At 61.7% G+C, this 14787-nt stretch carries 15 protein-coding genes; 12 read left to right on the top strand and 3 right to left on the bottom strand.

Annotation, left to right across the window (positions count from 1 at the left end):
• Positions 1-77: 77 nt before the first annotated feature.
• Positions 78-1088 carry an AraC family transcriptional regulator gene (locus tag RX328_RS26975; RefSeq protein WP_213247396.1) on the bottom strand — a complete coding sequence of 337 codons (1011 nt, stop codon included), beginning with the start codon at positions 1086-1088 and terminating at the stop codon, positions 78-80.
• Positions 1089-1425: 337 nt separating this feature from the next.
• Between RX328_RS26975 and RX328_RS26970 the strand changes: the two genes are divergently transcribed.
• Positions 1426-2304 carry an MBL fold metallo-hydrolase gene (locus RX328_RS26970; RefSeq protein ID WP_213247394.1) on the top strand — a complete coding sequence of 293 codons (879 nt, stop codon included), beginning with the start codon at positions 1426-1428 and terminating at the stop codon, positions 2302-2304.
• A 51-nt stretch (positions 2305-2355) separates the two neighbouring features.
• The gene (locus RX328_RS26965) at positions 2356-3045 is read left to right on the top strand and encodes a DUF1326 domain-containing protein (RefSeq protein ID WP_213247392.1); all 690 of its coding nucleotides are present in this window, start codon (positions 2356-2358) and stop codon (positions 3043-3045) included.
• Between the two features lie 10 nt (positions 3046-3055).
• Here RX328_RS26965 and tyrS read toward each other — a convergent pair whose 3' ends face one another.
• Positions 3056-4309 carry a tyrosine--tRNA ligase gene (gene tyrS, locus RX328_RS26960; protein ID WP_213247390.1) on the bottom strand — a complete coding sequence of 418 codons (1254 nt, stop codon included), beginning with the start codon at positions 4307-4309 and terminating at the stop codon, positions 3056-3058.
• A gap of 176 nt (positions 4310-4485) precedes the next feature.
• Between tyrS and RX328_RS26955 the strand changes: the two genes are divergently transcribed.
• On the top strand, positions 4486-5586 hold the full coding sequence (locus RX328_RS26955) for an anhydro-N-acetylmuramic acid kinase (RefSeq protein ID WP_213247389.1): 1101 nt from the start codon (positions 4486-4488) through the stop codon (positions 5584-5586).
• A gap of 116 nt (positions 5587-5702) precedes the next feature.
• Positions 5703-6383 (top strand): glutathione S-transferase family protein, encoded by a 681-nt coding sequence (locus RX328_RS26950; RefSeq protein WP_213247387.1) that lies wholly within the window; start codon positions 5703-5705, stop codon positions 6381-6383.
• A gap of 166 nt (positions 6384-6549) precedes the next feature.
• Here the strand turns inward: RX328_RS26950 and RX328_RS26945 are convergent, their stop codons facing one another.
• The gene (locus RX328_RS26945; protein ID WP_025589847.1) at positions 6550-7197 is read right to left on the bottom strand and encodes an alpha/beta hydrolase; all 648 of its coding nucleotides are present in this window, start codon (positions 7195-7197) and stop codon (positions 6550-6552) included.
• A gap of 275 nt (positions 7198-7472) precedes the next feature.
• Between RX328_RS26945 and RX328_RS26940 the strand changes: the two genes are divergently transcribed.
• The 8 genes from RX328_RS26940 (at position 7473) to RX328_RS26905 (ending at position 14679) form a co-directional block, all read left to right on the top strand.
• Positions 7473-8627 (top strand): cysteine desulfurase family protein, encoded by a 1155-nt coding sequence (locus RX328_RS26940; RefSeq protein WP_213247385.1) that lies wholly within the window; start codon positions 7473-7475, stop codon positions 8625-8627.
• Positions 8628-8717: 90 nt separating this feature from the next.
• The gene (gene sufB / locus RX328_RS26935) at positions 8718-10199 is read left to right on the top strand and encodes a Fe-S cluster assembly protein SufB (RefSeq protein WP_213247383.1); all 1482 of its coding nucleotides are present in this window, start codon (positions 8718-8720) and stop codon (positions 10197-10199) included.
• Positions 10196-10525, top strand: coding sequence for a hypothetical protein (locus tag RX328_RS26930; protein ID WP_213247381.1), 330 nt, complete (start codon positions 10196-10198; stop codon positions 10523-10525). Before sufB ends, RX328_RS26930 begins: the two co-directional genes overlap by 4 nt.
• A 23-nt stretch (positions 10526-10548) precedes the next feature.
• Positions 10549-11301 carry a Fe-S cluster assembly ATPase SufC gene (gene sufC, locus RX328_RS26925; RefSeq protein WP_213247379.1) on the top strand — a complete coding sequence of 251 codons (753 nt, stop codon included), beginning with the start codon at positions 10549-10551 and terminating at the stop codon, positions 11299-11301.
• Positions 11302-11318: 17 nt separating this feature from the next.
• Positions 11319-12644 carry a Fe-S cluster assembly protein SufD gene (sufD, locus tag RX328_RS26920; protein WP_213247378.1) on the top strand — a complete coding sequence of 442 codons (1326 nt, stop codon included), beginning with the start codon at positions 11319-11321 and terminating at the stop codon, positions 12642-12644.
• Positions 12641-13888, top strand: a complete 1248-nt coding sequence (locus RX328_RS26915) for a cysteine desulfurase (protein WP_213247376.1) — start codon at positions 12641-12643, stop codon at positions 13886-13888. The genes sufD and RX328_RS26915 overlap by 4 nt, the downstream gene beginning before the upstream one ends.
• The gene (locus RX328_RS26910; RefSeq protein WP_213247374.1) at positions 13885-14256 is read left to right on the top strand and encodes an SUF system Fe-S cluster assembly protein; all 372 of its coding nucleotides are present in this window, start codon (positions 13885-13887) and stop codon (positions 14254-14256) included. The genes RX328_RS26915 and RX328_RS26910 overlap by 4 nt, the downstream gene beginning before the upstream one ends.
• 9 nt (positions 14257-14265) lie before the next feature.
• Positions 14266-14679 (top strand): VOC family protein, encoded by a 414-nt coding sequence (locus tag RX328_RS26905; RefSeq protein WP_213247372.1) that lies wholly within the window; start codon positions 14266-14268, stop codon positions 14677-14679.
• Positions 14680-14787 lie beyond the last annotated feature (108 nt).

Genomic DNA, 14787 nt, shown 5'->3' with positions numbered 1-14787 from the left:
GTCGGCTATGCCTCCGGTATCGACCAAATTCCGCATCGGAACACAGCAACGCAATTGCTGGCCTAGAGCTTCCCAAACTACGGTTGCTTCCGAAGTTGCTGCGTCTGACCTTTCAGCGTCTCCGAAGGGCTTTCCCCAAAGTACGTGCGGTACGTCACCGAGAACCGGCCCATGTGGGTGAACCCCGTGCTCATGGCAATGTCGGTGATATTCGCTTCCGGATCGGCCCGCAGCAAGGCTTGACGAACTTGCCTCAGGCGGGCGTTCCGTAGGTAGCGCATCGGCGATACGCCCTTGAAATTCCTGAAGTGCATAAAGAGTGTTCGCCCCGCAACGCCGGTTGCCGTAACGAGGTCGGCCACTGTGACTGCCTGGTCGAGGTGGGCCTCGATATAGTCAACCGCGCGCCTCACGTCACGCGGCGCAATCGGCCTCTCGAGGCGTCGCAGCGCGTTGCTGTAATTGTGCGGGTGCGACAGCAGCAGTGCGGTAACAATGAACTCCTCGAATTTGCTCATCGTCGTCGTACTCCAGAGCACCGATCCCGCCCGTTCCAGGTCCGCGACGGCCATCAGCACGTAGCGTGCCAGGCTGCGGCCGTACCCGGCTGCGAGGTCGATGGTGGGTGCAAAGTCGAGGGGAGCGGTTGGTGGCTCGCCAAGTAGGGCGGCAAGCTGGCCTGTAAGGCTGGATTTGGTCAAAGACAGTTGGATGCGGCTGCTATCGGCCTCCGATACCAGCCGACAACTCTCGCGCATCGGCGAGATGATCGTGGCGAGGTTCGGATTGCAAACGATGTGGTCACGGCCAATGGTGGCTCCAAGTTGCCCGCGAAGTGGCAGGTGGATCCAGGTTTCCGTGCGGGCGGGGCTTGGCGACAGGACGACCGATGCGCCGCCGTATTGCACGTAACCCACGTAGAGGCCCGGCATGTAAACGCCGTTGAGGCGCGCATCGAGGTGGCGGGCCTGCCGCCCTGCGATGTCGAAGCGGTAGCCTTTCGCGCGCAGGAATGCACCGGTCTCTTCCACATTGCGGCTGTGGAAGATGGGCAGCTGCTCCAAAAGCGGCGCTGTGCCAAGCTGCATGCTCGCCTCCGTATTGATCGAGCATAACATGCATACCGAGGTATGGGCCACCGGGGCGGGAATGCTCCGATCATTCTTGCAGTTTCTGGATAGTGATCGTTGCTGATTCCCGTAGGCGATTTCCACGTTTTACGCGCTTTCCGGATAGGCCCTCGCGGCAATCGGATATCTGGCACCCAAATGCGCCAGTTAAGCTTCGCGCCCAACGGGGCGGTGCCTATCGATAAGGTGGCCCATCAAGGAGGGAAGTGTCGTGACCGCAGGGCATGTTCACAGAATAGCTCGCCGCCAATTTCTAAGTGAATCGGCTGCAGCGGCTCTGGCCGCAGCTGCGTGCGTGTCTTCGCCGCGACCGACAAGGGCAGCCGTCCATACGGTACCGGTCCACAAATCAGGCAGCCTCGAGACTCTGGTCGTAAGCGACGGCCATTTCTTCCTTCCAGCGGGCTTCCTCGTGACGCCGGACTCTCCGCCTGCCGAGCGCGAAGCCGCCCTGAACACAGCCGGACAAACCGGCGAACGGCTCCAACTCGTGAACACTGTCGCGGTGATCCGTAGCCAGTCCGATGTGGTGCTGGTCGACGCGGGCACCGGCCCGCGCCACCAGCCCACGGCGGGAAAGCTTGCGGAGAACCTCAAAGCTGCCGGCATCCCACCTGCGACCGTTACCAAGATCGTCCTGACCCACGGCCATCCCGACCACCTTTGGGGCGTCCTCGACGCGAATGACAACCCGATCTATCCGAATGCGAACTATTTCGTTTCGACCGTCGAATGGAACCTTTGGGCCGACCCGGATGTGATGCGAAGGTTGCCGGCAGTCTTGGCAACCAACGATCGCATCAGTGGCGCCAAGAACCATTTCTCGCGCATCAAGGACAAGATGAGGACGGTACGGGATGGCGATGAGATTGTCAGTGGCGTGCGGGTCATCGATACGCCAGGGCATACGCAGGGCCACATCTCGGTCGAAATCGCCGGTGGGGATGGTCTCGTCGTCGTTGGGGACGCGCTTACGCACGCTGTGATCTCATTCCAGCATCCGTCGTGGCCGGTGCCAGTCGACCATGAGCCGGATCGGGGCATCTCGACCCGCCTACGCCTGCTTGATCGACTCGTCATTGAAAAGCGCCGGCTGATCGGTGCTCACCTGCCGTTCCCTGGCACCGGCTTCGTCGAGCGCAAGGAAGGCGCCTATCGCTTCGTTCCCACTTGAAGTTCGCGCAAAGTCGAGTTGAGCGTCATCGCTTTCGGGAGGCGCAGTGAGATGGCTGATCGATGGCTATTCAAGAGCGAGACTTATGACAACTGCAATTGCGCCATGAATTGCGGTTGCCAGTTCAACCTGCCGAGTACCCACGGCTACTGCCAGTCGGCCTTCGTCGGCGCCATCGTCGAAGGCCACTTCAACGATACGCCGCTTTCAGGCCTGAACTGGGCAGCGCTGTACAAGTGGCCTGGCGAAATCAAGGACGGAAACGGCCGGCGCCAGATCGTTATCGACGAGCGTTCGGATGAAGCTCAACGGATCGCGCTTGAAGCGATCATCTCAGGCGAGGCATGCGAACCATTGAGCAATCTTTTCGCCGTATTCGCGTCCACCTGCTCAGAATTTTGCGAGACGTTGGTCCTGTCGATTGATCTCGATGCGGACTTGGAACTCAGAACCGCAAGGGTAGAGATACCCGGCGTGATGCGGAGCACCGGCAGGCCGAAAATCAACGAGTTTACCGGTCAACCATTCCACATTGCGCTGGCGCGTCCTAGTGGCAGTTTCGAGTTTACCTACGCAGAAATCGGGCTAGGTACCACGTCGGTCACAGGTGACATGGAAATGGCGTTCGAAGATTCATGGGCACACTTTTGTGTTCACCACTTCAATCAGGATGGCCTGGTCAGGGAAAGATCAAGGCTCACGGCATGGCTTGGGCATATGACCCCGCGTTACCGTGAATGACGCTAAGCGTCTAAGCCGGCTTGAGCAGCACGTGTTTTTTCTTCCCCATGGAAAGTTTGATGACGCCTTCCGGCGTGAGGTCGGACGGCGTGAGCACCATTTTCTCGTCGGTCACGGCGGCATCATTGACCCGCAAGCCGCCGCCCTTGATCTGGCGTCGTGCCTCGCCATTCGAGGTCACGAGCCCCGCTTTCACGAACAGCCCCAGCACGGCCGCGCCGGCCTCGAGTTCGCCGCGCGAAACTTCTACCGTGGGCAGGTTCTCCGCGATCGCGCCTTGCTCGAACGTTTGCCGGGCGGTTTCGGCGGCGGTGTTCGCGGCATCGCGGCCATGCAAGAGCGCGGTCGCCTCCGTCGCCAGCACCTTCTTGGCCTCGTTGATTTCGCCGCCTTGCAATGCCGCGAGCTTCTCGATCTCGCTCATCGGCACGATCGTGAACAGCTTTAGAAATTTCACGACGTCCGCGTCCTCGACGTTGCGCCAGTATTGCCAGAAATCGTAAGGCGAGAACTGGTCGGCATTGAGCCACACCGCGCCTTGTGCGGTCTTGCCCATCTTGGCGCCCGACGCGGTCGTGAGCAGCGGCGTGGTCAGCGCGAACAATTGCGGCGTGCCCATGCGGCGGCCGAGATCGACGCCCATCACGATATTGCCCCACTGATCGGAGCCGCCCATCTGCAGCCGGCAGCCGGTGCGCCGCGCCAGTTCGACGAAATCGTAGGCCTGGCAGACCATGTAGTTGAACTCGATGAAGCTCATCTCCTGCTCGCGTTCGAGCCGGAGCCTGACCGAATCCATCGTCAGCATGCGGTTGACGGAGAAATGCCGGCCGATCTCGCGCAGCATCTCGATATAGTTCAGCTTCGTCAGCCATTCGGCATTGTCGAGCATGACGGCATCGCTCTGGCCATCGCCGTAGCGTAGCACCTTCGCAAACACGCCGCGGATCGAGGCCTTGTTGGCCTCGATTTCCTCGATCGAGCGGATGGCGCGCGATTCGTCCTTGCCGGAGGGGTCGCCGACCATGGTGGTGCCGCCGCCCATCAGAGTGATCGGCTTATTGCCGCTCTGCTGCAGCCAATACAGCATCATCATGGTGAGGTAATTGCCGATATGGAGCGACGGCGCGGTGCAGTCATAGCCGACATAGGCGGTCGCCTGGCCCTTGGCGGCCAGCGCATCAAGGCCTTCGAAATCGGAGCATTGGTGGATGAAGCCGCGTTCCTGTAAAATGTTCAGGAAATCTGATTTAAATTTGGTCATTGGCGGGCTGCTTGATCATTCTATTTTCACTGTAATTGTAACGAGTTGCGGAACCATGGCGGAACAGGCTGCCGCAGGGCTGGGCGCTGTGGCATTATAAGATGTGCGTGTTTGGCACAAGCTGGTCGTCGTCGGCGGGACGTATCGAGCAGGGCGTTTCAAAGGCACAATCGACTATGATGTTGACCGCATTAGGTTTGATGAGCGGCACCTCGCTCGACGGGGTGGATGTCGCTTTGATCGAAACCGATGGCCGCCGCGTCAATGCCTTGGGCCCATCCGGATACCGGCCCTATACCGATGCGGAGCGCGGCCTCTTGCGCCAGGCGCTGTACGAGGCCGCCGACCTGCCGGATCGTATGGCGCGACCCGGCTGCCTGCGCGAGGCCGAGCGGGTTGTCACAGCGGCGCATGCCGAAGCCGTGGCCGCCTTCACCGCGCAACACCGGATGCGTTTCGACGATATCGACATCGTCGGCTTTCACGGCCAGACCGTGCTGCACCGGCCCGAGAAAAAGCTGACGGTCCAGATCGGCGACGCGCTAACGCTCGCCAAGACGATCCATATTCCGGTCATGTACGATTTCCGTGCTGCCGATGTCGAAGCCGGCGGGCAGGGTGCGCCCTTTGTGCCGGTCTATCACCGCGCGCTCGCCCAATCGCTGGATTGGGAGGGGCCGACCGTCGTGGTCAATATCGGCGGGGTCGCCAACATCACCTACATCGACGGCGACACGCTGATCGCCTGCGATACCGGTCCGGGCAACGCGCTGCTCGACGACCACATGTTCCGCCGCATGAACCAGCGCTTCGACACCGAAGGCCGCACCGCCGCGCTGGGCAAGGTCGACGCAGCCTGGATCAATCGTGCGCTGCAGATGCCGTTCTTTTCGCTGCCGCCGCCGAAATCGCTCGATCGCAACGATTTTGCGGGGCTGAAGCTCGGCGACATCGCGCCCGAGGATGGCGCGGCGACGCTGACCGCCTTTACGGTCGCTGCGATCGCCCGGGTGGTGCCCTTGCTGCCGAAGGAACCCAAGAACTGGATCGTGGCCGGCGGCGGCGCCCGCAATCTGACCATGCTGCGGATGCTGCGTGAGTGTCTGGCGCCGGCGACCGTCCGGGCGGCGGACACGCTGGGCTGGGCCTCCGACGCCATCGAGGCGCAGGCATTTGGATTTTTGGCGGCGCGGGGCCTGAAAGGCCTGCCGCTGAGCTATCCCGCCACCACGGGGGTGCCGATCCCGATGACCGGGGGCATCATCGCGCGACCGTGACGCGGTTCAAGATATGTTGATGCAATTGCATCGACCTTGACGACTACATGCAGATGCATCTAATTTGAATGCAGATGCATGTAGCGGGGGCGGCCGGCCTCGCGTTGGAGGTCGTCATGGCGCAGAAGCTCACTTTGATCAGCCACAAGCTTTGTCCCTATGTGCAGCGTGCCGTGATCGCGCTGAACGAAAAGGGCATTCCGTTCGAACGGGTCGATATCGATCTCGCCAACAAGCCGGACTGGTTCTTGAAGATATCGCCGCTCGGCAAGGTGCCGATGCTGGTCGTGACCTGCGCCGACGGCAAGGAGGTCGCACTGTTTGAAAGCAACGTGATTTGCGAATATATCGAGGAAACCCAGGGCGGCGCCAAGCTGCATCCGCAGGATGCGCTCCAGCGCGCGCAGCATCGTGCGTGGATGGAGTTCGGCTCCACCATTTTGAGCGAGCTCTGGGGCCTGGAGACGACGGGCGATCCCGCGATCTTCGAAAGTAAGCGGCAAGCGGTTGCCGCAAAGTTCGTGCGTGTCGAGGAAGCGCTGAGCGTAGGCCCGTTCTTTGCCGGCAAAGATTTCAGCCTGGTGGACGCGGTGTTCGCGCCGATCTTCCGTTACTTCGACGTGTTCGATCAACTGATCGATCTCTCGGTCTTTGCCGATACGCCGAAGGTCCGCGCGTGGCGAGAGGCGCTGGCGCAGCGGCCGAGCGTGCGTGCGGCGGTTGGTCCCGACTATCCGCAATTGCTGCACGCATTCCTGGTGCGCCATAACGCGCATATGCTGAAGCTGGCGGCGTAGCGCTTTGCCGGGATTTAGCGTGGGCCGCGTGTCCCGGGCGCTATGCAGCGCGTAGCGCTGCTTCGCAGAACCGGGACCCATGCTGGTAACGGAACAACAGGATGGATAGGCCCCGGCTCTGCGGTGCACCACTTCGTGATGCACCGCGTCCGGGGCACGAGCGGGACTAGCGGACGTTGGCGAGCCGCATGTCGAGATAGCCGGTCACCGTCTCCATCAGCGGCTCGAGCTTGCCGTCGAAGAAGTGATTGGCGCCCGGGATGATCTGCTGATCGATCACGATGCCTTTTTGCGTCTTCAACTTCTCGACCAGCGTGTTGACATCCTTCGGCGGCACCACCGCATCCTTCTCGCCGTGCACGATCAGGCCGGAAGACGGGCAGGGCGCGAGGAACGAGAAGTCGTAGAGATTGGCGGGCGGCGCGATCGAGATGAAGCCTTCGACCTCGGGCCGGCGCATCAGAAGCTGCATGCCAATCCAGGCGCCGAACGAAAAACCCGCGACCCAGCAGGCGCGCGCTTCGGGATTGATGGTCTGTGCCCAGTCGAGCGCGGAGGCCGCGTCCGAGAGTTCGCCGGTGCCGTGATCGAATGAGCCCTGGCTACGGCCGACGCCGCGGAAATTGAAACGCAGCACCGAGAAGCCGCGATGCGCAAACGCGTAGTAGCACTGGTAGACGATCTGGTGATTCATCGTGCCGTGAAACTGCGGATGCGGATGCAGGATCATGGCGATCGGCGCGTTCTTCTGCTTGGCCGGATGATAACGGCCTTCGAGACGGCCCGCGGGGCCGGTGAAAATTACTTCAGGCATTGATGATCCCTAAGCAACGGACGTGATCCGGCGGAAGAATGTGATCATGCGCCGTTGGGCGATGCGCGAACGGCGCTCCCGTGAACTGGTTGCGGCCTTCTAGCATGAGGCGAGGGGCAAAAAGCAAGCATCTTGAACATCTAGAAGGCGGTTCAATGCGTTAGCCTGCGATTGTAGGAGACGGCGCGATCCCCAATTGGCATAAGGCAGCGTGCGCAGGCGCGAGGCCTGGGCTCGCGCTGGCGGCTTACAGGTGGAGGTAGTATCATACAGAAATGCCAAACCGGATCTATCTCGACTGGAATGCCACGACGCCACTTCGCCCAGAGGCGAGGCAGGCGATGACGGCTGCCTGGGAGCTGGCGGGCAATCCGTCCTCAGTGCATGCCGAAGGGCGTCAGGCGCGCCGGCTTGTCGAGGACGCACGGGCCACTATCGCGGCGGCAGTCGGCGCCCGTCCCCAGGATGTCGCCTTTGCTTCCGGAGGCACCGAAGCCAATGCAATGGCGCTGGCACCGGGATTGCGCCGGGCCACAGGCCGGCCGGTCCAGCGGCTGGCGGTCTCGGCCATCGAGCATACGTCGGTGCTGTCGGGGGGGCGGTTTCCTGCGGATATGATCGCGGCGATTAAGGTCTCGGGTGCCGGTCTGGTCGATCTCGCCCATCTACGTGCGTTGCTTGCCGATGGGCCGCCAGCGCTGGTGTCGGTGATGCTCGCCAACAACGAGACGGGTGCCATTCAACCGATCGGCGAAGTCGCTGACATCGTGCATGAAGCAGGCGGGCTGCTGCACGTCGATGCGATCCAGGCATTCGGAAAAATACCCTTCGATATCAACTCAATAAGGGCCGATCTGATCACGCTGTCGGCGCACAAGATCGGCGGCCCAAAGGGGGTTGGTGCGCTGGTTCTGGCCGAGGAGGTGCAGGGGCTGGAGCCGCTGCTTCGCGGCGGCGGCCAGGAGCTGGGCCGCCGGGCAGGAACCGAGAATGTCGCTGGTATTGCGGCCTTCGGCGCAGCGGCCAAGGCGGCCATGGCCGAGCTGCCGGCTAATGCTGTCCGGCAGCAGGGCTTGCGTGAGCGCCTTGAGAAGGGGTTGAGCCAAACGCCTGAAATAATTGTATTTTCAGAGGATGCGCCGCGCCTGCCCAATACCACGTTGTTTACTGTTCCCGGGCTCCGGGCCGAAACGGCCGTAGTTGGCTTCGATCTCGGCGGTATTGGAGTATCGTCAGGTTCCGCCTGTTCCTCTGGCAAGGTGCAGCCGTCCCACGTTCTGGCCGCCATGGGGTTCAATAGGGAACTGGCGCAGGGAGCGGTGCGGCTCAGTCTGGGCTGGTCTACCACAGAGACAGATATTGATTTGGCCCTTCAGGCTTGGCGAAAGCTCGCCGATGCCTTACTTAGAGGGCGACGAAACACGGCTTGAACCGTTCTAAGCGCGTTTCGTCGGAAGACCTCGAATTCGACTTTTACGATTGTTCCACCGCGGTCCTTGAAACCGCGAGCGGAGGATGGAATGCCAGCCGTACAAGAGACGGTCGAGCGGGTACGCCGCATCGACGTCGACCAATACCGATATGGTTTTGAGACGCTCATCGAGTCCGACAAGGCCCCCAAGGGTCTTTCGGAAGACACCGTCCGCTTCATTTCCGCGAAGAAGAACGAGCCGGCCTGGATGCTGGAATGGCGTCTGGAGGCCTATCGCCGCTGGCTGACCATGACGGAGCCGACCTGGGCGCGCGTCAATTATCCCAAGATCGACTACCAGGAGCTCTATTACTACTCGGCGCCGAAGCCGAAGAAGCAGATCGGCTCGCTTGACGAGATCGATCCGGAAATCTTGAAGACCTACGAGAAGCTCGGCATCCCCCTCCGCGAAGTCGAGGTGCTTGAAGGCGTGGTGAAGCCGGAAGGCGAGCGCAGAATCGCGGTCGATGCTGTGTTCGACTCGGTTTCAGTCGCGACCACCTTCCAGAAGGAGCTGAAGGCCGCCGGCGTGATCTTCATGCCGATCTCGGAGGCGATCCGCGAACACCCCGAGCTGGTGAAGCAGTATCTTGGATCGGTCGTGCCGACCTCGGACAATTATTTCGCGACGCTGAATTCGGCGGTGTTTTCGGACGGCTCGTTCGTCTACGTGCCGCCGGGCGTGCGCTGCCCCATGGAGCTGTCAACGTACTTCCGCATCAACGAGCGCAACACCGGCCAATTCGAGCGCACGCTGATCATCGCCGACAAGGGTTCTTACGTCAGCTATCTCGAAGGCTGCACCGCGCCGCAGCGTGACGAGAACCAGCTCCATGCGGCGGTCGTTGAACTCGTCGCTCTCGACGACGCCGAGATCAAGTATTCGACGGTACAGAACTGGTACCCCGGTAATTCGGAAGGCGTCGGCGGCATCTACAATTTCGTCACCAAGCGTGGCGACTGCCGCGGCAACCATTCGAAGATTTCCTGGACCCAGGTCGAGACCGGTTCGGCGATCACCTGGAAGTATCCGAGCTGTATCCTGCGCGGCGACAATTCGCGCGGCGAGTTTTACTCGATCGCAATCTCGAACGGTCATCAGCAGGTCGATAGCGGCACCAAGATGATCCACCTCGGCAAGAACACGTCGAGCCGGATCATCTCCAAGGGCATCGCGGCCGGCGTCTCGCAGAACACCTATCGCGGTCTTGTCACCGCCCATCGCAAGGCGACGGGCGCACGCAACTATACCGCCTGCGACTCGCTTCTGATTGGCGATAAGTGCGGCGCGCACACCGTTCCTTACGTCGAGGCGAAGAACTCGTCGGCGACCTTCGAGCACGAAGCGACGACGTCAAAGATCTCCGAGGACGTGCTGTTCTATTGCACCCAGCGCGGCCTCAGCCAGGAAGAAGCCGTCGGCCTCGTGGTCAATGGCTTCGTAAAGGACGTGCTGCAGCAACTGCCGATGGAGTTTGCGGTTGAGGCGCAGAAGCTGATCTCGATCTCGCTGGAGGGCAGCGTCGGATGATCGCAACTGATATCAGCGAGATGCGCACGCTGTTGCCGATCTTGAACGAGATCGATGAAACCAGTTTGTCGCGGCTCGACAGCTCAGAGTGGTTCCGGCCAAGCGCCGCGCAGGCACGCCGCCTTGAGGCCGCCGCCGACAGGATGGGTGTTTATCTGATGGCCTATCGGGCGAACTGCTGCGCGGCTGTCGGCGACGGACTTTGCAATTTGATCGCAGCGGCGGAACTCGATGCGGTCAAGCTTGACGAGATCGCAAGTCTGGAAAGCGCGTGCCCGGACGCCGCGATTGTCGCCTATGAGCGCCCGATCCGGCAGCGCCACTAAACGAATTTCCACAAGGGAAAGTTATGCCATTACTCGAAGTGAAAGACCTGAAGGTTCGTGTCGAGGATAACGAAATTCTCCACGGGCTAACGCTGACCGTGAACCCGGGCGAAGTCCACGCGATCATGGGGCCGAACGGCTCCGGCAAATCCACGCTCTCGCATGTCATCGCTGGCAAGCCGGGTTACGAAGTCACCGACGGTCAAATCCTGTTCCGGGGCGAGGACCTCCTCGAGATGGAGCCGGACGAACGCGCCGCCAAGGGCGTGTTTCTGGCGTTCCAGTACCCGGTCGAAATTCCCGGTGTCACCACCTGGAATTTCCTGCACACGGCGTTGAATGCCCAGCGCAAGGCGCGCGGCGAAAGCCAGCTTTCGTCTCCGGAGTTTCTCAAGAAGGTTCGTGCGGTCGCCAAGTCACTGAACATCCCGCAGGACATGCTCAAGCGTGGCGTCAATGTCGGCTTCTCCGGCGGCGAGAAGAAGCGCAACGAGATTCTGCAGATGGCGCTGTTCGAGCCGGCCGTCTGCATCCTCGATGAGATGGATTCCGGCCTCGACATCGACGCGCTCAGGATCGCGGCCGATGGCGTCAACGCGCTGCGTTCGCCAGACCGCGCCATGGTGGTCATCACCCACTACCAGCGGCTGCTGAACTACATCATACCTGACTTCGTGCACGTCATGTCGAGGGGCCGCGTCGTCAAAAGCGGCGATAAGGAACTGGCGCTGGAGCTTGAGGCTTCCGGCTATGCCCAGTTCGAAGAAGCGGCCTGACCGCGGGCGGATTTGTGATGAATGTGGTTCTGGCAAAAAACGAAACCGGGCGCGCGCTGAGCGAGAGCTTTGCGGTGGTGCGCGATCGGCTGCCGGGCGGTGGCAAGGTCGCCGAGGCGCGGAATACCGCCTTCGAGGCCTATGACCGTGTAGGTTTGCCGCACCGCCGGCTCGAGGACTGGAAATACACCGATTTGCGCGCGCTGATGCGCGAGGTGCTGCCGCTGGCGACCGCACCGGACGCGGCCGCACTGAAGCAGGCTGCTGCCGCCGTGAAGCTGCAGGCGATCAAGGGCGCCCGTCGGCTGGTGCTGGTGGACGGCGTGTTCGCGCCGAAGCTCTCCGAACTGGAGGGGCTGGAGAAGGGCGTTACCGTCCGCACCCTGCACGACGTGCTGGAGACCGGCGATGCCGCGCTGCAGACGCAACTATTTACGCCCGACAATGCCAATCCGTTGGTCGCGCTCAACAGCGCCATGATGACCGATGGCGTGGTGATCGAGATCGCCAACGGCGTCATGCTGAAGCAGCCGCTGCAGATCATTCATGTCGCGAGCGGTGCTATGCCGGCTGCGATGTTCACCCGTTCGCTGCTGCGTCTCGGCAAGGATGCCGGCGCGACGCTGGTCGAAAGCTACATCGCCGCCGACGGCGCGAAGGCCTATCAGGCACATGACTCCCTGATCGTCGCAATCGGCGACAATTCGCGGCTTGACCATGTTCGACTGGTCGAGGATGGGCGTGACGCGGTCAACATTTCGTCTGCCGTGGTGACGCTGGGTGCGCATGCGCATTTCAATACCTTTGGCATGACCTCGGGCGCGGGCGTCAGCCGCTATCAGGCAACCATCGCCTTTGCCGGCGAGGGTTCCCGGGTCGAGACCAACGGCGTCAACCTGCTCAATGACCGCCAGCACGCCGACACCACGCTGTTCATGGACCACGCGGTGCCGAACTGTGCCAGCCGAGAAGTCTTCCGTGCCGTGGTCGATGGCCGCGGCCATTCGGTATTCCAGGGCCGCATCATCGTCCGTCCGGACGCGCAGAAGACTGACGCCAAGATGATGACGCGGGCGCTGCTGCTGTCCGACGAGGCCGAGGCCGACAACAAGCCGGAGCTCGAGATCTTCGCCGACGACGTTACCTGCGGCCATGGTGCCACCACCGGCGCTCTGGACGAGAGCCTGCTGTTCTATCTGCGTGCCCGCGGCCTCTCCGAGAAGGAGGCCCAGGCGCTGCTGATCCAGGCATTCGTGGGCGAGGCCATCGAATCGATTGCCAACGACGATCTGCGCGAACTCGCAATCGCCGCCGCGCAGCGTTGGCTGGAGGCGCGGGCATGACCCAGCATCCGGCGGTCAAGAATGGCGCCTATGACGTCGCCCGCGTGCGCGAGGACTTTCCCGCGCTGGCGATGAAGGTCTATGGCAAGCCGCTGGTCTATCTCGACAACGCCGCCTCCGCGCAGAAGCCGAATGCGGTGCTCGACCGCATGACGGAAGCCTACAAGAGCGAGTACGCCAACGTACACCGCGGCTTGCACTATCTCGCCAACGCCGCGACCGAGGCTTACGAGGGCGCCCGCGCCAAGGTAGCGAAATTCATCAATGCGGCGCGGAGTGAAGAAATCATCTTCACCCGCAATGTCACCGAGGCGATCAACCTGGTGGCATCGTCCTGGGGCGAACCTAACATCAAGCAGGACGACGAGATCGTGCTCTCGATCATGGAGCATCACTCCAACATCGTACCCTGGCACTTCCTGCGCGAGCGCCACGGCGCCGTGATCAAATGGGCGCCGGTCGATGACGAAGGCAATTTCCTGATCGACGAATTCGAGAAGCTGCTGACGCCGCGCACCAAGCTTGTCGCCATCACCCAGATGTCGAACGCGCTTGGCACCTTCGTCCCGGTCAAGGAGGTCGTGAAGCTCGCCCATGACCGCGGCATTCCGGTGCTGGTCGATGGCGCGCAAGGCGCGGTGCATCTGCCGATCGACGTGCAGGACCTCGATTGCGATTTCTATGCCTTCACCGGCCACAAGATCTATGGTCCGACCGGGATTGGCGCGCTCTATGCCAAGCATCAGCACCTAGTGGCAATGCGGCCCTATAATGGCGGCGGCGAGATGATCCGCGAGGTGGCAAAGGATTGGGTCACCTATGGCGATCCGCCGCACAAGTTCGAAGCCGGGACGCCGCCGATCGTCGAGGCGATCGGGTTGGGCGCTGCGATCGACTACGTCGAATCGATCGGCAAGGACCGCATCGCCGCCCATGAGCACGATCTTCTCACCTACGCCCAGGAGCGGCTGCGCGAGATTAATTCGGTGCGCCTGATCGGCACCGCGCGTGGCAAGGGACCGGTGATCTCCTTCGAGATGAAGGGCGCCCATCCCCACGACGTCGCAACCGTAATTGACCGGCAGGGAATCGCGGTGCGCGCCGGCACCCATTGCGTGATGCCGCTTTTAGAGCGGTTCAATGTCACAGCCACCTGCCGGGCGTCGTTTGGAATGTATAATACCCGGGAAGAAGTCGACCATCTGGCACAGGCGCTGATCAAGGCGCGGGATTTGTTCGCATGAGTGATACGGCCGAAGTCAAAACCGCCAACATGGAAACCCATTCGGCGCTGCCGCCGGAGGAAACCGAGCGGCTGGGCACCGAGATCGTCGCGGCGCTGAAGACGGTGTTCGACCCGGAGATTCCGGCCGACATCTACGAACTCGGACTGATCTATAAGGTCGACCTCAAGGACGACCGAAGCGTCGATGTGACGATGACGCTGACCACCCCGAATTGTCCGGCGGCCGGCGAACTGCCGACCATGGTGGAGAACGCAATTGCCAGCGTGCCCGGCGTCGGTATCGTGAATGTCAATCTGGTGTGGGATCCGGCCTGGACGCCGGATCGGATGTCCGACGAGGCGCGCCTCGTCCTCAACATGTGGTGAAGGAATCCGTTGCCGCAGTTATCCGGTGTCATCGAGACTGCACTCTACGTCGATGACCTCGACCGCGCCCGCGCGTTCTACCAGGAGGTGCTGGGTTTGGAAGCGCTGACGGCGGATTCGCGGTTCGTTGCTTTCGATGTGGGTGGACGAAGCGTGTTGCTGCTGTTTCGCCGCGGCTCGGCGCCCGAGACGATCCAACTCCCCGGCGGCACCATTCCGCCGCATGACGGCAGCGGCCCCATTCATATGGCCTTTGCCATCCCGGCGGCCGAGCTGCCAGTGTGGGAAGAGGCACTCGGCGAGCGCAATGTCGCGATCGAAGGCAGGACGGACTGGCCGCGCGGCGGCAAGAGCATTTACTTCCGCGATCCGGACAACCATTTGCTGGAACTGGCGACGCCGGGAATTTGGAAGATTTACTAGCGGGCGTACGGAGCGTTTCGAGGGGTTCTGATCGAGTTCATGATGAGAGACCTTCACAGTGGGAATTTCGTTGTTATTTTAATGGCATGATAGTTCGTCGCCACGAGG

The sequence above is a fragment of the Bradyrhizobium sp. sBnM-33 genome (genome assembly GCF_032917945.1).
Taxonomy (GTDB): Bacteria; Pseudomonadota; Alphaproteobacteria; order Rhizobiales; family Xanthobacteraceae; genus Bradyrhizobium.
Note: the sequence above shows the minus strand (reverse complement) of the source record. Positions and strands in the feature narration are given on the sequence as shown.